The organism is Microbacterium sp. SORGH_AS_0454 (genome assembly GCF_031453395.1).
Lineage (GTDB): Bacteria > Actinomycetota > Actinomycetes > Actinomycetales > Microbacteriaceae > Microbacterium.
Genome location: NZ_JAVIYS010000001.1, coordinates 2940859 through 2960988 on the forward strand (window position 1 = coordinate 2940859; position 20130 = coordinate 2960988).

Annotated in this window: 16 protein-coding genes and 1 pseudogene; 15 read left to right on the top strand and 2 right to left on the bottom strand. The window is 69.8% G+C overall.

The window, feature by feature from the left end; genetic code table 11:
* Positions 1-8: 8 nt before the first annotated feature.
* On the bottom strand, positions 9-902 hold the full coding sequence (locus tag QE454_RS14215) for a shikimate dehydrogenase (RefSeq protein WP_309668716.1): 894 nt from the start codon (positions 900-902) through the stop codon (positions 9-11).
* 145 nt (positions 903-1047) lie between these two features.
* Entirely contained in the window at positions 1048-1680 is a 633-nt protein-coding gene (locus QE454_RS14220) for a TetR/AcrR family transcriptional regulator (protein ID WP_210075148.1), read from the bottom strand.
* Positions 1681-1742: 62 nt separating this feature from the next.
* On the opposite strand from QE454_RS14220, the gene QE454_RS14225 reads away from it, so the two are divergent.
* The 15 genes and pseudogenes from QE454_RS14225 to gmk all read left to right on the top strand — a co-directional run bounded on the left by QE454_RS14225 (position 1743) and on the right by gmk (position 20103).
* Entirely contained in the window at positions 1743-3560 is a 1818-nt protein-coding gene (locus QE454_RS14225; protein ID WP_307460384.1) for a sugar phosphate isomerase/epimerase and 4-hydroxyphenylpyruvate domain-containing protein, read from the top strand.
* A gap of 13 nt (positions 3561-3573) precedes the next feature.
* On the top strand, positions 3574-4032 hold the full coding sequence (locus QE454_RS14230; RefSeq protein WP_307460381.1) for a type II 3-dehydroquinate dehydratase: 459 nt from the start codon (positions 3574-3576) through the stop codon (positions 4030-4032).
* 72 nt (positions 4033-4104) lie between these two features.
* Positions 4105-4665: an elongation factor P gene (gene efp, locus QE454_RS14235; RefSeq protein ID WP_307460379.1), complete on the top strand. Its 561-nt coding sequence runs from the start codon at positions 4105-4107 to the stop codon at positions 4663-4665.
* Positions 4666-4667: 2 nt separating this feature from the next.
* Complete coding sequence (gene nusB, locus QE454_RS14240; RefSeq protein ID WP_307460376.1) at positions 4668-5078, top strand: transcription antitermination factor NusB; 411 nt, start codon at positions 4668-4670, stop codon at positions 5076-5078.
* Between the two features lie 241 nt (positions 5079-5319).
* The gene (locus QE454_RS14245; protein WP_307460373.1) at positions 5320-8268 is read left to right on the top strand and encodes a DEAD/DEAH box helicase; all 2949 of its coding nucleotides are present in this window, start codon (positions 5320-5322) and stop codon (positions 8266-8268) included.
* A 98-nt stretch (positions 8269-8366) separates the two neighbouring features.
* Positions 8367-9950 carry a Rieske 2Fe-2S domain-containing protein gene (locus QE454_RS14250; RefSeq protein WP_307460368.1) on the top strand — a complete coding sequence of 528 codons (1584 nt, stop codon included), beginning with the start codon at positions 8367-8369 and terminating at the stop codon, positions 9948-9950.
* 3 nt (positions 9951-9953) lie between these two features.
* A complete protein-coding gene (locus QE454_RS14255) occupies positions 9954-10364 on the top strand; it encodes a VOC family protein (protein WP_307460365.1) in 411 nt (136 codons plus the stop codon).
* Between the two features lie 219 nt (positions 10365-10583).
* Complete coding sequence (pyrR, locus tag QE454_RS14260) at positions 10584-11114, top strand: bifunctional pyr operon transcriptional regulator/uracil phosphoribosyltransferase PyrR (protein WP_210075161.1); 531 nt, start codon at positions 10584-10586, stop codon at positions 11112-11114.
* Complete coding sequence (locus QE454_RS14265; protein WP_307460360.1) at positions 11111-12079, top strand: aspartate carbamoyltransferase catalytic subunit; 969 nt, start codon at positions 11111-11113, stop codon at positions 12077-12079. The genes pyrR and QE454_RS14265 overlap by 4 nt, the downstream gene beginning before the upstream one ends.
* Positions 12076-13398, top strand: coding sequence for a dihydroorotase (locus tag QE454_RS14270; RefSeq protein ID WP_307460356.1), 1323 nt, complete (start codon positions 12076-12078; stop codon positions 13396-13398). The genes QE454_RS14265 and QE454_RS14270 overlap by 4 nt, the downstream gene beginning before the upstream one ends.
* Entirely contained in the window at positions 13395-13898 is a 504-nt protein-coding gene (locus QE454_RS14275) for a hypothetical protein (RefSeq protein ID WP_210075167.1), read from the top strand. The genes QE454_RS14270 and QE454_RS14275 overlap by 4 nt, the downstream gene beginning before the upstream one ends.
* A complete protein-coding gene (carA, locus tag QE454_RS14280; RefSeq protein ID WP_307460350.1) occupies positions 13895-15067 on the top strand; it encodes a glutamine-hydrolyzing carbamoyl-phosphate synthase small subunit in 1173 nt (390 codons plus the stop codon). Before QE454_RS14275 ends, carA begins: the two co-directional genes overlap by 4 nt.
* The gene (gene carB / locus QE454_RS14285) at positions 15060-18347 is read left to right on the top strand and encodes a carbamoyl-phosphate synthase large subunit (RefSeq protein ID WP_307460347.1); all 3288 of its coding nucleotides are present in this window, start codon (positions 15060-15062) and stop codon (positions 18345-18347) included. The genes carA and carB overlap by 8 nt, the downstream gene beginning before the upstream one ends.
* The gene (gene pyrF / locus QE454_RS14290) at positions 18344-19204 is read left to right on the top strand and encodes an orotidine-5'-phosphate decarboxylase (protein ID WP_307460345.1); all 861 of its coding nucleotides are present in this window, start codon (positions 18344-18346) and stop codon (positions 19202-19204) included. Before carB ends, pyrF begins: the two co-directional genes overlap by 4 nt.
* Positions 19197-20103 (top strand): annotated as a pseudogene (gene gmk, locus QE454_RS14295) (guanylate kinase). The gene pyrF and the pseudogene gmk overlap by 8 nt, the downstream one beginning before the upstream one ends.
* Positions 20104-20130 lie beyond the last annotated feature (27 nt).

Sequence of the window (20130 nt, forward strand, 5' to 3'; positions counted from 1 at the left end):
ATGCTCCTTTAGCGGGCGAGGGCCGGATCGACGGGGGTGTCGGCGGCCACGAGGTCGAGGAAGTGGGCGCTCATGCGGTCGGGATCGGGTCGCGTCCCGGTGATGAGGGCGAATGCGTCGACGGCCTGGTGGACCGCCATGCGTCCGCCGCTGAGGGTGCGGCACCCGCGCTCGCGTGCGGTGACGAGCAGCTCGGTGTCGAGCGGACGGTACACGATGTCGGCGACCCACAGCTCAGGGCGCAGCAGCCCGGCATCGAGCGGAAGGCCGGGGTGCTCGGCCATGCCGACCGGCGTGCAGTGCACGAGCCCGTCGGCGTCGGCGAGCACCGCGGGAAGATCGGCGACAGAGGCCGTCTCGACGACGGCGAGAGGATGACGCCGGCCCAGGTCGTCCGCGAGAGCCGTCGCGCGAGCGGGGTCGAGGTCGACGATGCTCAGACGCGCGGTTCCGAGACGCAACAGGGCATCGGCGACCGCCGAGCCGGCCCCTCCGGCGCCGAGCTGGACGACGTGCCGGGTGCCGGCATCGGGGAGTCCGTCGCCGAACGCCGCGGCGAAGCCCGTCGTATCGGTGTTGTAGCCCACTCGACCGGCGGGTGTGAACAGCACCGTATTGACGGCGCCGAGAGCGGCGGCGACCGGATCGACGTGGTCGAGATGGGCGAGCACGCTCTGCTTGCAGGGGTGCGTGACGTTGACGGCGTCGTACCCGAGGCGCTCGGCCCAGGCGAGCACGTCGCCGATACGGTCGGGGTCGATCCCGAGGGCGGTGAGGTCGAGAGGGCGGTACACGTAGGTGAGCCCGAGAGCGCGAGCCTCGGCCATGTGCATCGGCGGCGTCAGCGAGGGCAGGACCCCCGTGCCGATGAGGCCGACGAGATACGGGTGAGCGTCGTTCACGGTACTCCTTCGTGTCCGCGACGCGGTTATGTACTAACCGGTACGTTCAGAGGAAACCATGCCTCGCAAACGGTGTCAACGATCGATTCCGGATGCCTTAGCTGCTCGCCGCCGTCGGCGCCCGGGGCGAAAGACCCCGACCACCTCAGCGCGAGGACGCCGTCAGCCACCCGACCACGACGTCGCCGATGACCGCGCGCAGGTGCGTCCGTCGGTCGGGGGAGGCGAGGTCGACATCGAAGAGGTGCCCGAAGGTGTACTGGTTCGCGACCTGGAACACGCAGTACGAACTGATCACGAGGTGCACGTCGATCGCGTCGACGTCGGCGCGGAAGATCCCCGCCGCGCGACCGCGCTCGAGGATCTCGTCGAGCAGCCCCTTCGCGGGCTGCGACAGGGTCCGCAGGCCCTCGATCTGGCGGATGAAGGCCCCGCGGTGGATGTTCTCGATAGCGACGAGACGGATGAAGGCGTCGTGGCCGACGTGGTGGTCGTAGGTGAGTTCGGCGAGGGCGCGAATGGCATCCACCGGGTCGGCGTGGTCGACATCGATCGCGCGCTCGGCCTCGCGGATGCCGCGGTACGCCTCTTCGAGCACGGCTCGATACAGACCGTCCTTGCTGCCGAAGTAGTAATAGATCATGCGCTTGGTGGTGCGCGTGCGCGCCGCGATCTCATCGACGCGGGCACCCGAGTAACCGTCTTCGGCGAACACCTCGGTCGCCACGGCCAGCAGCTCGGAGCGGGTGCGCTCGGCGTCTCGACGTGCCTCGGCCATGGCCCCAACCTAGTGGACGGGGGAGTGGACCCCGTTTGTACTAACTGGTACATTCGGCCGCCATGAGGACCTCGATGGCGACCGTCTGCATCAGCGGCACCCTGGCCGACAAGCTCCACGCGTGCGCCGATGCCGGCTTCGACGGCGTCGAGATCTTCGAGCCCGACCTGCTCGCCGCCCCGGAGAGCCCCGAGGAGATCGCCGCCCTCGCCGGCAGGTTGGGCCTCGCTCTCGACCTGTACCAGCCGATGCGCGACGTCGAAGGAGTCGATGAGCCGGCCTTCGCCGCGGTCCTCCGCCGCGCGGAGGCGAAGTTCCGCCTCATGAACCGCCTCGGAATCGACCTCGTGCTGTGCTGCAGCAACGTCGCGACCGCGACGATCGACGACGACGCCGTCTCGGCCGGGCAGTTGCGGCGACTCGGCGATCTCGCCCGGGGCTACGGCATCCGGATCGCCTTCGAGGCTCTGGCGTGGGGGCGCTTCGTCGACGACTACCGCCGCGCGTGGCGCATCGTCGAGCTTGCCGACCACCCCGCCGTGGGGGTCTGCCTGGACTCGTTCCACATCCTCTCGCGCGGGCACGATCCCGCGGCCATCGCCGACATCCCGCCGGAGAAGATCTTCTTCGTCCAGCTCGCCGATGCCCCGCGGCTGAGCATGGACGTGCTCTCGTGGAGTCGGCACCACCGCCTGTTCCCGGGCGAGGGCGACTTCGACCTGGTCGATTTCACCGCGCGCATCGTCACGGCCGGATACACCGGTCCGTGGTCGCTCGAGGTGTTCAACGACACCTTCCGTCAGACCGACGCGCGCCGCACGGCCCGCCACGCGCGCCGTTCGCTGCGCTGGCTCGAAGACGCCGTGTCGAGGGTGCTCCCGGATGCCGTGGACCGCGACGACCTGTCGATGCTCCCCGACTCCGCGGCTCCCTCGGGAGTCGACTTCGTCGAGATCAAGGCGGAGGACACCTCGGCCGTCGAGGAGCTTCTCGGTCAGCTCGGGTTCACCTCGCGTGGACGCCACCGTACGAAACCGGTGACGCTGTGGACCACCGGCAACGCCCGCCTCGTACTCAACGAGCAGCACGCGCGCGGCTGGGAGCCACGGCTGGCCGCGGTGGGCCTCGAGGTCGACGACGCCGAGGCGGTGGACCTGCGCATGGACGAGCTGCACGTGCCGCGCGCCTACCGCCGCACCTACGCGAGCGAAGAACGCCTCGACGGCGCCGTCGCCCCCGACGGCACCGAGGTCTACTGGGCGCAGGCCGCCGACGAGGGCGAGCCCGCATGGGTCGCCGAGTTCGAGCACGGCGAGCCCGAGCGTGCCAGTGCCGTGGTGGGCGTCGACCACGTGAGCCTGTCGCAGCCCTGGCAGGCCATCGAGGAAGCCACGCTGTTCTACACCGCCGGCTTCGCCCTGCGCGTCGACAGCAGCACCGAGGTGCCGGGGCCGCAGGGACTGGTCGCCAGCCGCGTGCTCGGCGCCCCCGGCGGTGGGGTGCGACTTCCCCTCAACGTCGCCCCTCCGATCCTGGCCGGCGAGCGTGCCGGCGCCGCCCTGCCCCAGCACGTCGCGTTCGCGTGCAGCGACGTACGGGCCCTCGCCCGGTCCGCCCGTGAACGGGGCTTCGTCCCGCTGGCGATGCCGCGCAACTACTACGACGACCTCGCGGCGCGTTTCGAGATGACGGATGCCGCTGTCGATGAGCTGCGCGAGCTGCATCTGGGCTACGACCGCGACCACGCGGGGGAGTACCTGCACTTCTACACGCGCACGATCGGGGAGGTCTTCCTCGAGTTCGTCGAGCGCATCGACGGGTACACGGGCTACGGCGCGGGCACGGCCCCCGTGCGGCTCAGCGCCCAGGGGCGGCGCTGATAGCGTGCCTGGCATGACCACCCCCCGCCGTCTCCTGCTCGTCAACGGCCCGAACCTCAACCTGCTCGGGACGCGCCAGCCCGAGATCTACGGCCGCGAGACACTCGCCGACGTGGAGCGCGTGACGACGGAGGCCGCCGACGGGCACGGCCTGGAGGTCCGCGCCATCCAGAGCAATCACGAGGGGGTGCTGATCGATGCGATCCACGCCGCGCGTCTGGACTGCGCCGGGATCGTGATCAACGCCGGAGGGCTGACGCACACCTCGGTCGCGCTGCGGGATGCGCTGGCATCCGTCGCCCTTCCCGTCGCCGAGGTGCACATCTCGAACATCAAGGAGCGCGAGAGCTTCCGCCATTTCTCCTACATCGAAGACGTCGCCGTGGTGCACGTCATCGGCGAAGGAGTGCCCGGCTACGCCCGCGCCGTCGACCTCCTGGTCGAGGTCCTCTCGGGGCGGGCCGACGGCTGACGGCGGGGATCGCGTAGACTCTGACGTCGGGCTCTCGCCCACTTCGACTCACGAAACGGAATATCGGCACTCATGGCATCCACTGCAGACATCAAGAACGGCGTCGTCCTGAACATCGACGGTCAGCTCTGGAGCGTCGTGGAGTTCCAGCACGTCAAGCCCGGAAAGGGCGGCGCGTTCGTCCGCACGAAGCTGAAGAACGTCATGAGCGGCAAGGTCGTCGACAAGACCTTCAACGCCGGCGCCAAGATCGAGACCGAGAACGTCGACCGCCGCGACTTCACGTACCTCTACAACGACGGCGACGGCTTCGTCTTCATGGACGTCGCCGACTACGACCAGATCACGGTCGGTTCCGCCACGGTCGGCGACGCCGCCAACTTCCTGCTCGAGAACCAGCAGGTCCAGATCGCGCTCAACAACGGCAACCCGCTGTACGTCGAGATGCCGCCGTCCGTCATCCTCGAGGTGACGTACACCGAGCCCGGCCTGCAGGGCGACCGCTCGTCGGCCGGCACCAAGCCCGCCACCGTCGAGACCGGCTACGAGATGCAGGTTCCCCTGTTCCTCGAGACCGGCACCAAGATCAAGGTCGACACTCGCACCGGCGAGTACCTCGGCCGCATCAGCTGACGTTGAGCGCCCGTACCAAGGCGCGCAAGCGCGCCCTCGACATCCTCTTCCAGGCCGACGTCCGCGGCGAAGAACTGTCGATCATGCTGGCCACCGAGGCCAAGCGCGCGGCGAACGAGCCCGCTCGCGAGGCATCGTGGCTCTACGCCCGCGACATCGTCGACGGCGTGATCGACAACCGCGACGCGATCGACGAGCAGATCACCACGTTCGCCAAGGACTGGTCGCTGCAGCGCATGCCCGCCGTGGACCGTGCGCTGCTGCGCATGGGCACGTGGGAGATCCTCTACAACGACGAGGTGCCCACGGCCGTCGCGATCGACGAGGCCGTCGAGCTCGCCAAGGAGTTCTCGACCGACGACTCCGGCTCGTTCGTGCACGGCGTGCTGGCGCGGATCGCGCGATCGTCCTGACCCCTTCCGACGTGTTCCGACGCGGCCCCGACCTCCCGTCGGCGGCCGCGTCGCGTCGTTTCGACTCCCGGGGCGGCACCGCGTGGCCTCCCGGGGCCCCCACCCCACGCATAAACGCTCTGCGCGCGCATAAACGCGAGGACACCGCGTTTATGCACGCGGATCGCGTTTATGCGTGCCGAGAGGTCGCCGGGGGCGACGTTCCGGCCGCGATGTCGGAGGTCCGCGGAAGGATCGTGCCGTGACCTCGTGGCGCGACCTCGTCCCCGAGGGCGCGCGGACCGCGTTCGAGCCGCTCGCCCTCGGCGTCGAGCTGCGCCAGCGCGAGGCCTACGACCCGTCGCGCTGGGAGGCGCGAGCGGTGGTGCCCGTCACGCCGCGATCGCTGGCGAAACGGCAGGACGACCTGCAGCTGGCCGCCCGCCCCCTCGTGCGCGGGTCGCGTGACGCGTGGATCCGCGCGGATGCCACGTGGGATGCCGTCCGGCGGTCCTCCCGCCGGTTCGACCCCGCACACGTGAGGTGGTTCGCCGAGCTCCACGCCCTGGCGCAGGCCCTGCGCACGGCGGGTCCCTTCGCCCCGTCGGGGGACACCGTCGCGCTCGACGCCATCGACTCGCCCCTGCTGTGGCCGCACCTGGCCGCGGCCGAGGGTCTCGGCATCCCTCTCGTTCCGATGCACGCGCAGCAGCGTGTGCGACTCGCCCGTGAAGCGACAGCCCGTGTGGCCCTCGACGCGGTGGGTCAGGGAGCACTGCGCGTGTCGGCGGCCCTCGAGCTCGACGGGCGGTCGACGGATGCCGCGCACGCCCGCGCCATCGGTGACTCGGGGCTGTTCGCCTATGCGATCGACGTCGACCCGGTGCCGATCGTGCTGGCCGCCGTCGATCTGCCCGCACCGCTGCCGTCGCTGCTCGGAGCGCCGCCGGTCGATGTGCCGCCGTCCGAGGCCGCCGAGTTCGTGGCGGAGGTCTATCCCCGACTCGCTCGGCGCGCGCCCCTGTCGGTGGGGGCGGGGGTTCCGGCCCCTCCGCCGGCACGCCCGACGCTCGAGGTGGCGGTCGGCTACGAGGACGACGTCGTGACCTACCGGCTCACCTGGGCGTATCCCGGCGGTCTCCGTGTCGCCTACGGCTCAGACGCAGACGACGGCGAACGCGAAGTGCGCGCCGAGGCACAGATCGGTGAGCGGTTCGCGACGGCGTGGGCGGCGGCAACCGACCTGCCGATCGCGGCGAGCGCGATCTTGCGCGATGCCGATGCAGCCGTCTTCGCGACGCGCGTGCTGCCCGCCGTCGATGTGCTCGGCGAGGTGCGGGTGCGCACGACCGGCACCGCCCCGGCGTTCCGCGAGCTGCGGGGCGACCCGTCGCTGCGCATCACCGCGGTGGAGTCCCTCGACCGCGATTGGTTCGACCTGGGGATCGTCGTGACCATCGAGGGGCGCACGATCCCGTTCGGGATGCTGTTCTCGGCCCTGTCGCGGGGGCGGACGCGCATCAAGCTCTCGGACGGCGCCTGGTTCTCTCTCGCGCACCCTGCGCTGCAGCGTCTGCGGGAGCTGCTGGAAGAGGCTGCGTCTCTCGACGAGTGGGAGACCGGCCCGCGTCTGCCTCGGACCCATCTCGCACTCTGGGCGGAGTTCGAGGACCTCGCCGATCAGTCCGAGGCCGCCGTCGAATGGCGTGCGCTGGCGCGGGCTCTGCGCGACATCACTGAGGTACCGGTGGTGCCGACGCCGAGCGGGTTCCGTGCCGAGCTACGGCCGTACCAGCGCGAGGGGCTGTCGTGGCTCGCTCTGCTGCACGCGCACCGGCTGGGCGGCATCCTGGCCGATGACATGGGTCTCGGTAAGACGCTGCAGCTGCTCGCCCTGGTGGCGCACACGCGCGCCCTCGGCGAGCGCCGTCCCTGGCTCGTGGTCGCCCCCACGTCGGTGCTGCCCACCTGGCGCGACGAAGCGGCACGTTTCGCTCCCGACCTGCGGGTCGCCGTCGTCGAAGCCACCTCGGTGCGTCGCGCGCAGACAATCTCCGAGATCGCCGCGGGAGTCGACATCGTGGTCGCCCCCTACGGGGTCGTGCGGACGGATGCCGAAGAGTTCGGCGTGCCGCACTGGGCGGGCGTCGTGCTCGACGAGGCCCAGTTCGTGAAGAACCCCGCGACGCGGATCCATCGGGCGATCGCCTCCCTCACCACCGACGCGGTGTTCGCCGCAACGGGCACACCGATCGAGAACGGTCTCGACGACCTCTGGGCCCTGCTGGCTCTCACCGCTCCGGGACTGTTCCCCTCGATCCGTCAGTTCCGCGAGGACTACACGCGGGCGATCGAACAGCTCCCCACGGACGCCCCGACCGCGATCTCGGCCGCGGCGGCGAGCGTGAACCGCGAGAAGACGCTCGAACGCCTGCGTCGGCGGGTGCGGCCGTTCCTGCTGCGGCGGACGAAGGACGTGGTGGCGTCCGATCTCCCTCCCAAGCAGGAGCAGGAGATCGCCGTGCCCCTCGGCCCCGCCCATCAGGAGCTCTACGACCGGGTGCTGCAGCGCGAGCGGCAGAAGGTGCTGGGTCTTCTCGACGACCTGGATCGGCAGCGCTTCATCGTGTTCCGTTCGCTCACGCTCCTGCGCATGCTCGCCCTGGCGCCGGGGCTCGTCGACGAACGCGACGCGCACCTCGGGTCGGCGAAACTCGACGTTCTGCTCGAGCGCCTCGTCGAGGTGGCCGCCGAGGGGCACCGCGCGTTGGTGTTCAGCCAGTTCACGTCGTTCCTCGACCTCGCCGCCCAGAGGTTGGATGCCGAGGGCCTGTCGTACGCGCACCTCGACGGCTCCACCACCCGGCGCGGGGACGTGATCGACGGGTTCCGCGGGGGAGACGCCCCGGTGTTCCTCATCAGTCTCAAAGCGGGTGGGTTCGGTCTGACCCTCACCGAGGCCGAGTACGTGTTCGTTCTCGACCCGTGGTGGAACCCCGCCGCGGAGTCGCAGGCCATCGACCGCGCGCACCGCATCGGGCAGACGAAGAGCGTGTTCGTCTACCGGCTGATCGCCGCGGGCACGGTGGAAGAGAAGGTGCGGGCCCTGCAGCAGCGCAAGGCTGCGCTGTTCGATGCGGTGATCGACGACGACGATGCGTTCGCGGCATCGTTGGACGCCGACGACATCCGGGGGCTGCTGGGGCCGTGAGCGCCGAGGCGGGACTTCGCCGACCCGCCCGCTCTCCCCGAACCCGTTCAGCCGCCCCCGCGTAGACTCTTCTGGTTCGCCAACGACACAGGAGCGGCATGAAGATCACCGGCCTCGGCCACGCGGGAATGTTCATCGAGACGCGCGGCGGCAGCATCATCTGCGACCCCGTCATCGGCCCGAGCTTCTTCGGCTCGTGGTTCCCCTTCCCCGACAACCGCGCCCTCGACTGGGAGCGTTTCGGCAAGGCGGACTTCCTGTACATCTCTCACCGCCACCGCGATCACTTCGACCCGGCGATGCTCGAGCGGTACGTGTCGAAGGACATCAAGGTCCTCCTGCCCGAGTACCCGACCGATGACCTCGAGCAGGATCTCATCGCGCTCGGCTACACGAACCTCATCCGCACCGAGGCCGGCGTGCCCCTGCAGTTCGGCGAGCTGAAGCTCATGGTGACGCCGTTGCGCGCCCCCTCCGACGGTCCGATCGGCGACTCGTCCCTGTCGCTCGATGACGGCACCGCGTCGATCCTCAACCAGAACGACTCGCACCCGCTCGATCTCGAGAAGCTCTTCGACTTCGGCAAGCCCGACGCGTACTTCACCCAGGTCTCCGGCGCGATCTGGTGGCCCATGGTCTACGACCTGCCCCAGGACGCGAAGCAGAACTTCGCGCAGCTCAAGCGCGACGCGCAGAACAAGCGCGCGATGTACTACATCGACAAGGTGGACGCCGAGCACGTGTTCCCGATGGCCGGTCCGCCGATGTTCCTGCGCGAGGAGCTGTTCCGCTACAACGGGACCGGCCTCGAGAACGACTCGATCTTCACCGACCAGCGGGAGTTCCTCGCGCACATGAAGGAGCAGCGCCCCGACCAGAAGGGCTACCTGTTCCTCCCGGGGACCGAGGTCGAGGTGCAGGGGTCGGACGTCACCGTCACCCAGACGCTGTACACGGATGCCGAGATCGAGCGTGTCTTCGGTGACAAGTGGAACTACCTGGCCGAGCAGCGCGACAGCCGTCAGGCAGAGGTGCGGGCCGAGGAGGCCACTCGCGCGGAGGTCATCCCCCCGGCGGAGATGCTCGCCGCGATCAAGGAGTGGTGGGAGCCGCTGCTGCGTCGTGCCCGCACGATCCGCAACGGTGTCGGCGGCATGGTGCGCTTCCGCATCGGCGAGCTCGACATGGTCGTGGACTTCCCCAAGGCGAAGGTTCGGGAGTACGCGGGCGAGGAGTGCATCTACTGGTACACGATCCCCGCCGACCTCGTGTCGACGAACATCCGCGACCACGAGATCGACTGGTCGAACTCGATCTTCCTGTCGATGCAGTTCGAGGTGGGTCGTTCGGGCAAGTTCAACGAGTTCCTCACGACGTTCCTGAAGTGCCTGTCGCGCGACCGCATCGAGTACGTCGAGAACTGGTACGCCGAGCAGTCGGATCAGACCGAGGATGCCGAGATCGACGGGTGGACCGTTCAGCGCCGCTGCCCGCACCTGCGCGCGGATCTCACCAAGACCGGCAAGATCGAGAACGGCGTGCTGACGTGCTCGCTGCACGACTGGAAGTGGGACCTGGCCAGCGGTCGCTGCTTGACCACGACGGGGCACCCGATCCGTTCCACGCCCAGCGGCGAGCGCGCCGAGGCCGAGAGGGCTGCCGCCGAAGTCGCCGCTGGCTGACCCGTGCCGGGGTTCCATCACGTCGAGGTCTGGGTCGCCGACCCGGTCGTGGCGCGCGTGGACTGGGGGTGGTTGCTCGACCAGCTCGGATTCGAGCGCAGCGCCGAGTGGACCGAGGGGGAGTCGTGGGCCGCGGGGGAGTCCTACCTCACCCTCACCACGTCACCCAATCTGTCCCGTCCCGATCACGACCGTCGCGCCCCGGGTGTGAACCACCTGGCATTCCGCGGGGGTTCTCGAGCGCGCGTCGACGAGATCATGGCGTCCTGCTCGGATCACGGTTGGCGGCCCCTCTACCAAGAACGCTATCCGTTCGCCGGCGGTCCGGCCCACTACGCCGGATGGATGGAGAACTCCGCCGGTTTCAAAGCAGAGATCGTCGCCGACGAGGACCAGACCCCGACCCTCGACTGACGCGTCCTGCGAAGGCGGCGCCAGCCGAATGACATGGCACGCTTCTCGCCGGATGCGCTGGTGCGGCCGACGGCGACGGGGTCGCCGAGTTACCCGGCTGATACGGACCCCCGCCGCACAGCTTCTCTCCACGGCATCCGGCCAGCCCACCCGCTAGACTGGTCCGAGAACCACAGCAACCTTTAACCCCGTCCCGTGAGGCGGAGAAGGGAGCGGCGGATGAATACGCGCACCGTCATGCACGATGCCGATATCGCCCGCGCTTTGACGCGCATATCGCACGAGATCCTGGAGTCCAACAAAGGACCGGAGGGACTCGTCCTCCTCGGCATCCCGACCCGCGGCGTCACGCTCGCGAATCGGATCGGCCCTCTCGTCAGCGAGTTCGGCGGTGCTCCCGTCGCGGTCGGCTCCCTCGACGTGACGATGTACCGCGACGATCTGCACCGCAATCCCACGCGGTCCCCGCGGAAGACCGAGATCCCCGCCGGGGGCATCGACGGCAAGACGGTCGTGCTGATCGACGACGTGCTGTTCTCGGGCCGCAGCATCCGTGCCGCCCTCGACGCTCTGCAGGACATCGGCCGCCCCGCCGCCGTGCGCCTTGCGACGCTGATCGACCGCGGTCACCGCGAACTGCCGATCCGCCCCGATTTCGTGGGCAAGAACCTCCCCAGCGCCCGTGACGAGCGCGTGAACGTGCGCCTCGCCGAGATCGACGGCGTCGAGGAGGTGACGATCGAATCATGAGGCACCTCCTCGACACGCAGCGCCTCGGGCGCGATGACGCCCTGCAGATCCTCGACGTCGCCGAAGACATGGCCGACACCCAGCGCCGCGAGGTCAAGAAGCTTCCGACCCTGCGCGGAAAGACCGTCGTCAACCTCTTCTTCGAGGACTCCACGCGCACGCGCATCTCGTTCGAGGCCGCCGCCAAGCGCCTCTCCGCCGACGTCATCAACTTCTCGGCGAAGGGCTCGAGCGTCAGCAAGGGCGAGTCACTCCAGGACACCGCGCAGACCCTTCAGGCGATGGGGGCGGATGCCGTGGTCATCCGCCACGGAGCCTCCGGCGCTCCTCGGACCCTGGCGACCTCCGGCTGGATCAGCGCGGGCGTGGTGAACGCCGGCGACGGCACGCACGAGCACCCGACCCAGGCCCTGCTGGACGCGTTCACGATCCGCAAGCGCCTGTTCGGCGACGACAGCCGCGGTCGCGACCTCAGCGGCATCCGGGTGACGATCGTCGGCGACGTGCTGCACTCGCGCGTCGCGCGCTCGAACGTCTGGCTGCTGCACACCCTGGGCGCCCAGGTCACCCTTGTCGCCCCGCCCACGCTCGTGCCGCAGGACGTCAGCGGGTGGCCCGTGGAGATCGACTACGACCTCGATCACGCGATCGCGGCGGGTCCGGACGCCCTCATGATGCTCCGCATCCAGCTCGAGAGAATGAGTGCCGCGTATATCCCGACTGAACGGGAGTATTCCCGCCGGTACGGTCTCGATGCGCGGCGTTTGCAGGCTCTGCCGGACGGTAGCATTGTCCTGCACCCCGGTCCGATGAACCGGGGTCTGGAGATCTCCGCCGAAGCCGCCGATTCGCCTCGTTCGACGGTGCTCGAGCAGGTCACGAACGGTGTCTCCGTGCGGATGGCCGTGCTCTACCTGCTTCTGGCGGGCGAACGGCCCCACACCGAGAAAGAGGACCTCCGATGAGCCACGCCACCCCCCAGACGCTTCTGGTGCGCGGCGCGCGCATCGAGGGCCACGATGCCACCGATCTCCTCGTGCGCGACGGGGTCGTCGCCGAGACCGGTTCCGGTCTGTCGCACGCGGGCGCCACGGTCGTCGACGCCGACGGGCTCATCGCCCTGCCCGGCCTGGTCGATCTGCACGTGCACCTTCGCGAGCCGGGGTACGAGGCGTCCGAGACGATCCGGACCGGCTCCCGGGCGGCCGCCGCCGGTGGCTTCACCACCGTCTTCGCCATGCCCAACACCTCACCCGTGGCCGACACCGCGGGCGTGGTCGAGCAGGAGCTCGCCCTCGGTGAGGCCGCCGGCTATGTGCACGTGCAGCCGATCGGTGCCGTGACGGTGGGACAGAGGGGCGAACGTCTCGCCGAGCTCGGCGCGATGGCCGATTCGCGCGCTCGCGTCCGCGTCTTCAGCGACGATGGGTTCTGCGTCTTCGACCCGCTCATCATGCGTCGCGCGCTGGAGTACGTGAAGGCGTTCGACGGCGTCATCGCCCAGCACGCCCAGGACCCCCGCCTGACCGAGGGCGCCCAGATGAACGAGGGCGCCGTCTCGGCCGAGCTCGGTCTCGCCGGCTGGCCCGCGGTCGCCGAGGAATCGATCATCGCCCGCGACGTCCTGCTGGCCGAGCACGTGGGCTCGCGCCTGCACGTGTGCCACCTCAGCACCGCGGGTTCGGTCGACATCATCCGCTGGGCCAAGAAGCGCGGCGTCAACGTCACCGCCGAGGTCACCCCGCATCACCTGCTGCTGACCGACGAGCTCGTGCGCGACTACGACGCCCGCTTCAAGGTCAACCCGCCACTGCGCCGCGAAGAAGACGTCCTCGCCGTGCGCGAGGGACTGGCCGACGGCACGATCGACATCGTGGCCACCGACCACGCTCCGCACCCCACCGAGGCGAAGGCCTGCGAGTGGGCGGCCGCGGCCAACGGCATGGTCGGACTCGAGAGCGCCCTGCGGGTCGTCCATCAGGCGATGGTCGAGACGGGCCTGATGACCTGGGCCGACGTCGCCCGGGTGATGTCGGCGACCCCGGCGCGCATCGGTCGCCTCGACGGCCACGGCACGCCCGTGGCCGAGGGACAGCCCGCCACCTTCACGCTCTACGACCCGCGCCCCTCGCGTGCGTTCGGACTCGACGATCTCGCGGGACGCAGCACGAATTCGCCCTACCTCGGCCGGGAGCTGCCCGGAGAGGTGCGCTGGACCGTGCGTGCCGGCATCCCGACCGTCGCCGACGGTGCCGTGCTCGACGCCCCCGGAGCGCTCTCGTGAGCCGCGAGGGCGCCCTGCTCGTCATGGTCGGTGTGGCCGTCGTCCTGCTCGCCCTGCTCGCGTGGGCCTGGGTGCGACGAACGCGGCGCGATGCGCGCTACTCCGCCCCGGTGGGGGAGCTGCCCGAAGGCGCCGTCGAGACGGCGGTGTTCTCGGGGCTCTACGTCGCCACGACCCGGCACGACGAGCCGCTCGAGCGGCTCGCCATCAAGGGTCTCGGCTTCCGCTCCCGCCTCGACGTCACCGTCACCACGGCCGGCGTCGCGCTCGACCTCCGAGGCCAGCCCCGCATCGTGCTCGACCGCGACCGCCTGGTGGACGCCGCTCAAGCCACCGTCGCCATCGACCGCGTGGTCGAGCGCGACGGTCTGACGCGCGTCAGCTGGCGCATCGACGACGAGACCGTCGTCGACACCTACCTCCGACCCCAGGATGCCTCGGCGAAAGCACTCGCCGACGCCATCCGTCCCCTCATCACCACGACAGGAAGCGACGCATGACCGCCCTGATCAGTTCCTCGCGCCTCACGCGAGACCCCGCCGTCCTCGTGCTCGAAGACGGCACCCGCTACACCGGCCGTGCCTACGGCGCACGCGGCGAGACCCTCGGCGAGGTCGTCTTCGCCACCGGCATGACCGGCTATCAAGAGACCATCACCGACCCCTCGTACGCGGGTCAGATCGTCCTGCAGACCGCGCCCCACATCGGCAACACCGGCGTGAACGAGGAAGACCCCGAGTCGCGTCGCATCTGGGTCGCCGGCTACGTCGTGCGCGACCCCTCGCGCATGGTGTCGAACTGGCGCGCCGACCGTTCGCTCGACGACGCCCTCGTAGAGGACGGGATCGTCGGCATCGCGGGCATCGACACCCGCGCCGTCACCCGTCGCATCCGCTCCTCGGGCAGCATGCGCGGCGGCGTCTTCTCGGGCGAGGCGGCGAACCTCGCTCCCGACGAGCAGCTGCGCCGCGTGCTCGAGGCCCCGGGCATGGCGGGCCGCAACCTCTCGGCCGAGGTCTCGGTCAGCGAGGTCGAGGTCACCCCGGCGACGGCCGAGCGCATCGGCAACCTCGCGGTGCTCGACCTGGGCGTCAAGCAGTCCACGATCGTGAACCTCGCCGCCCGCGGGTTCGACGTGCACGTCTTCCCGCAGTCCGCCACGATCGACGACATCCGCGCGATCGAGCCCGTCGCGGCGTTCTACTCGAACGGCCCCGGCGACCCCGCGGCATCCGATCAGCACGTCGAGCTGCTGCGCGCCGTCCTCGGCGACGGCCTGCCCTTCTTCGGGATCTGCTTCGGCAACCAGCTGCTGGGCCGCGCCCTCGGCTTCGGCACCTACAAGCTGCCCTTCGGGCACCGAGGCATCAACCAGCCCGTCCTCGACAAGACCACCGGTCGCGTCGAGATCACCTCGCAGAACCACGGCTTCGCCGTCGACGCCCCGCTCGACCAGGTCGTCGACAGCCCCGCCGGCTTCGGCCGCGTCGAGGTGAGCCACATCGGCCTCAACGACAACGTCGTCGAGGGTCTGCGCGCCCTCGACATCCCGGCGTTCAGCGTGCAGTACCACCCCGAGGCGGCCTCGGGCCCGCACGACGCCAACTACCTGTTCGACCGCTTCCGCGAGATGGTTCTCGCGACGATGGAGACCAAGAAGAATGCCTAAGCGCGACGACATCAACTCCGTCCTCGTCATCGGCTCCGGCCCGATCGTCATCGGTCAGGCCTGCGAGTTCGACTACTCCGGCACCCAGGCGTGCCGCGTGCTCCGCGAAGAGGGGGTGCGCGTCATCCTCGTCAACTCGAACCCCGCGACGATCATGACCGACCCCGACTTCGCCGACGCGACCTACATCGAGCCGATCACCCCCGAGGTCATCGAGTCGATCATCGCCAAAGAGAAGCCGGATGCCGTTCTCCCCACGCTCGGCGGCCAGACGGCGCTGAACGCGGCGATCCAGCTCCACAAGCGCGGCATCCTCGAGAAGTACGACGTCGAACTCATCGGCGCCGACTTCGACGCGATCAACCGCGGTGAGGACCGCCAGATCTTCAAGGAGCTCGTCATCGAGGCGGGCGCCGACGTGGCGGCATCCGTCATCTGCCACTCGATGGACGAGCTCCTCGCCGGTGCCGAGAAGCTGGGCTACCCGCTGGTCGTCCGCCCCTCGTTCACCATGGGCGGCCTGGGCTCGGGCTTCGCCTACGACGAGGCCGACCTCCGCCGCATCGGCGGCGCGGGCCTGCACGACTCGCCCACCAACGAGGTGCTCCTCGAAGAGTCGATCCTCGGGTGGAAAGAGTACGAGCTCGAGCTCATGCGCGACACCGCCGACAACACGGTGGTCGTCTGCTCGATCGAGAACGTCGATCCGGTCGGCGTCCACACCGGCGACTCGATCACCGTGGCGCCCGCCCTCACGCTGACCGACCGCGAATACCAGCGCCTGCGCGACATCGGCATCGACATCATCCGCGCCGTGGGCGTCGACACCGGCGGCTGCAACATCCAGTTCGCCGTCGACCCCGCGACCGGCCGCATCATCGTGATCGAGATGAACCCGCGCGTCTCGCGCTCCTCGGCGCTCGCGTCGAAGGCCACGGGCTTCCCGATCGCGAAGATCGCCGCCAAGCTCGCGATCGGCTACCGCCTCGACGAGATCCCCAACGACATCACCAAGGTCACGCCGGCGAGCTTCGAGCCCACGCTCGATTACGTCGTGGTGAAGGTGCCGCGCTTCAACTTCGAGAAGTTCCCGGCCGCCGACACCACCCTCACCACCACCATGAAGTCGGTGGGCGAGGCCATGGCAATCGGCCGCAACTACACCACCGCCTTGCAGAAGGCCCTCCGTTCGCTCGAGAAGCGCGGCTCGAGCTTCCACTGGGGCGAGGAGTCGCGCTCGGTGGAGCAACTCCTCGAGATCGCGAAGACCCCGACCGACGGGCGCATCGTCGTGCTGCAGCAGGCGCTGCGCAAGGGCGCGACGGCCGAGCAGGCCTTCGAGGCGACCAAGATCGATCCGTGGTTCATCGATCAGATGGTCCTCATCAACGAGGTCGCGGACTTCATCGGCGAGGCATCGGAGCTGGATGCCGAGACCCTCCGCACGGCGAAAGAGCACGGTTTCAGCGACGCCCAGATCGCCGAGATCCGCGGGATCGACGAGGCCGCGGTGCGCGAGAGCCGTTACGCGCTCGACGTGCGCCCGGTCTACAAGACCGTCGACACGTGCGCGGGGGAGTTCCCGGCGCTCACGCCGTACCACTACTCCTCGTACGACGCCGAGACCGAGGTCACCCCCTCCGACCGCACCAAGGTCGTCATCATCGGCTCGGGCCCCAACCGCATCGGTCAGGGCGTCGAGTTCGACTACTCCTGCGTGCACGCGTCGTTCGCTCTGTCGGCTGCCGGGTACGAGACCGTCATGGTCAACTGCAACCCCGAGACGGTCTCGACCGACTACGACACCTCCGACCGCCTGTACTTCGAGCCGCTGACGCTCGAGGACGTGCTCGAGGTGCTGCATGCCGAGTCCCAGTCGGGTCGGATCCTCGGCGTCGTGTGTCAGCTCGGCGGTCAGACGCCGCTGGGCCTTGCCAAGGGGATCGAGGCCGCCGGCTACACGATCCTCGGCACCAGCCCCGAGGCGATCGACCTCGCCGAGGAGCGCGAGCTGTTCTCGCGCCTGCTCGACGAGGCCGGTCTCGTCGCCCCGCGCAACGGAACGGCGATCGATGTCGAGGGCGCGGTCACCGTGGCCGAAGAGATCGGCTACCCCGTGCTGGTTCGCCCGAGCTTCGTGCTCGGCGGTCGCGGCATGGAGATCGTGTACTCCACCGAGGCGCTGCGCGACTACTTCGTGCGCGTCGCCGACCAGGCGATCATCGGCCCCGGGCTCCCGCTGCTCGTGGACCGTTTCCTCGACGACGCGATCGAGCTCGACGTCGATGCGTTGTACGACGGCACCGACCTGTACATCGGCGGCGTCATGGAGCACCTCGAAGAGGCCGGCATCCACTCCGGTGACTCCTCGTGCACGCTTCCGCCGGTCTCGCTCGGTCGCACAGAGGTCGACCGCGTCCGCGAGGCGACCCTCGCGATCGCGAAGGGCGTGGGCGTCCGCGGTCTGCTGAACGTGCAGTTCGCGATCTCGGCGGGGGTCCTCTACGTCATCGAAGCGAACCCCCGCGCCAGCCGCACCGTGCCCTTCGTGTCGAAGGCCCTGGGCATCCCGCTCGCGAAGGCGGCCAGCCGCATCATGGTCGGCAACACCATCGCCGAGCTCGTCGCCGAGGGGCTGCTCCCCGAGCAGGACGGCTCGCGCGTGCCGCTCGACGCCCCCGTCGCCGTGAAGGAGGCCGTGCTGCCGTTCAAGCGGTTCCGCACCGCCGACGGTCACACCGTCGACTCGGTCCTCGGACCCGAGATGCGCTCCACCGGTGAGGTCATGGGCATCGACCGCGATTTCCCGACGGCGTTCGCGAAGTCGCAGGAAGCCGCGTACGGCGGTATGCCGACCTCCGGTACCGTCTTCATCTCGGTCGCCGACGCCGACAAGCGCGCCGTCATCCTGCCCGCCCACCGCCTGCAGGAGCTCGGCTTCGAGCTCATGGCGACCGAGGGCACCGCCGAGATCCTGGCCCGCAACGGCATCCGGGTCAAGGTCGTCGAGAAGTACTCCGAGACGCAGGGGTCTGACCAGCAGAACGTGGTCGACCTGATCAACGCCGGCGAGATCGACATGATCGTCAACACGCCCTCGGGCGGCACCGCCCGTGCCGACGGGTACGAGATCCGCGCAGCCGCGGTGGCCGCCGACAAGGCCCTGTTCACCACGATGGCCGTGCTCGGCGCCGCGGTGAGCGCCCTGGGCGCGATGAAGGACGGCTTCGGAGTGCGCAGCCTCCAGGAGTACGCCGTGGATCGCGCGGGGCGTCTGTGAGCGACACCTTCGGACAGCGGCTCAGCGCCGCCCTCGACCTGCACGGCGCCCTGTGCGTCGGCATCGACCCCCACGCCGCGCTGCTGTCGGCGTGGGGGCTGGATGCCACGGCCGAGGGCGCGCGCGAGTTCGGCCTGCGAGTGGTCGAGGCCGCCCGCGGGCGGGTCGGCGTGGTCAAGCCGCAGGTGGCGTTCTTCGAGCGCTACGGCTCCCGCGGTTTCGCCGCGCTTGAGGACGTAATGGCGGGCGCCCGCGACGCCGGGCTCCTGGTCATCGCCGACGCCAAGCGCGGTGACATCGGTACGACCATGGAAGGCTATGCCCACGCGTGGCTCGAGCCCGGCGCTCCCCTCGAAGCGGATGCCGTGACCCTGTCGCCCTACATGGGCGCCGACTCGTTGCGCGACACGCTGTCGCTCGCGGTGCACCACGGAAAGGGCGCGTTCGTGCTGACCGCGACGAGCAACCCCGAGGCGCGTGCGCTGCAGAGCGCGATCGTCGACGACGCGCAAGCCGTGGGCGATCACGAGCATGTCGCCGCGCGCGTGGCGCACGACGTCAACCAGGCCAACATCGGCGCACCCGGGGCCCTGGGTCCCGTGGGAGTCGTCGTCGGAGCCACGGTGGACCGCGCCGCTTTCGGCCTCGGCGACGTGGCTCTGGCGGGCATGCCGATCCTCGCTCCGGGTTTCGGCGCGCAGGGGGCAGCCCCTGCCGATCTGCGCCGCCTCTTCGGTTACGTCGCGAAGGCCGTCGTGGCCAACGAGAGCCGAAGCATCCTCGCGGTCGGACCCGACCGTCTCGCCACCCGCATCGATGAGCGCGCCGCGCTCTACCGGGAGTCCCTGCATGGCTGAAACCCGTCGCCCACCCGAGGTCGACCGCGCCGCCGCCTCGCGCCGCGCCGTCGAGGCCCGTCGCGAGCGCGCCGCGCTCAAGCGCGACGTGTCGACGCGCGTCATCTCGCCGCAGGAGCTGCTGCGCCGGGGACTCGCCGACCCGCTCTCCGCGGCCGGTGCGATGCGCGTGACGGAGTTCCTCACGGCGATCCCCGCGATCGGCGAGAGCAAGCGCGACCGCATCCTCGCCTCGCTCTCTATCTCGCCGGTGAAACGCCTCGGCGGCCTCGGCACGCGCCAACGCGACGCCCTGCGGCAGTACCTCGACACGCGCTGGCCCGAGCCCGGACCGCGTGAAGGCCGCAGTCGTCTCATCGTGCTCGCCGGACCCACCGCGGTCGGCAAGGGCACGGTCGCCGCCCACATCAAGCAGAACTACCCCGAGATCCACCTCTCGGTCTCGGCCACCACCCGTGCGCCGCGCCCGGGCGAGGTCGAGGCGCGAGCACTACTACTTCGTCGACGACGCCGAGTTCGACCGTCTGGTCGCCTCGGGAGAGCTGCTGGAGTGGGCCGTCGTGCACAACAAGAACCGCTACGGCACTCCGCGCGCACCCATCGAGCGGGTGCTCGCCGACGGCGGCACCGCCCTGCTCGAGATCGATCTGCAGGGTGCCCGCCAGGTGCGCGCCGCCGATCCTTCGGCGACCCTGGTCTTCCTGCTGCCGCCGAGCTGGGACGAGCTCGTCCAGCGTCTGGTCGGGCGTGGGACCGAGGATGCCGAGGAGCGTGCCCGGCGATTGCGCACGGCGCGTGTCGAACTCGCGGCCCAGAACGAGTTCGACTACCGCGTCGTGAACGAGAACGTCGACTCGGCCGCTGCGGAGGTCGTGGCCCTGGCGGCGGCTCAGCGCTGAGCGGTCACCGGCGCGCACCGTCGGTCG

Bases quoted from the DNA above. Each gene is read 5' to 3' on its own strand.
- QE454_RS14220 (WP_210075148.1), bottom strand. From the start codon at position 1,680: ATGGCCGAGGCACGTCGAGACGCCGAGCGCACCCGCTCCGAGCTGCTG.
- QE454_RS14225 (WP_307460384.1), top strand. From the start codon at position 1,743: ATGAGGACCTCGATGGCGACCGTCTGCATCAGCGGCACCCTGGCCGAC.
- QE454_RS14230 (WP_307460381.1), top strand. From the start codon at position 3,574: ATGACCACCCCCCGCCGTCTCCTGCTCGTCAACGGCCCGAACCTCAAC.
- efp (WP_307460379.1), top strand. From the start codon at position 4,105: ATGGCATCCACTGCAGACATCAAGAACGGCGTCGTCCTGAACATCGAC.
- QE454_RS14250 (WP_307460368.1), top strand. From the start codon at position 8,367: ATGAAGATCACCGGCCTCGGCCACGCGGGAATGTTCATCGAGACGCGC.
- pyrR (WP_210075161.1), top strand. From the start codon at position 10,584: ATGAATACGCGCACCGTCATGCACGATGCCGATATCGCCCGCGCTTTG.
- QE454_RS14265 (WP_307460360.1), top strand. From the start codon at position 11,111: ATGAGGCACCTCCTCGACACGCAGCGCCTCGGGCGCGATGACGCCCTG.
- QE454_RS14270 (WP_307460356.1), top strand. From the start codon at position 12,076: ATGAGCCACGCCACCCCCCAGACGCTTCTGGTGCGCGGCGCGCGCATC.
- carA (WP_307460350.1), top strand. From the start codon at position 13,895: ATGACCGCCCTGATCAGTTCCTCGCGCCTCACGCGAGACCCCGCCGTC.
- carB (WP_307460347.1), top strand. From the start codon at position 15,060: ATGCCTAAGCGCGACGACATCAACTCCGTCCTCGTCATCGGCTCCGGC.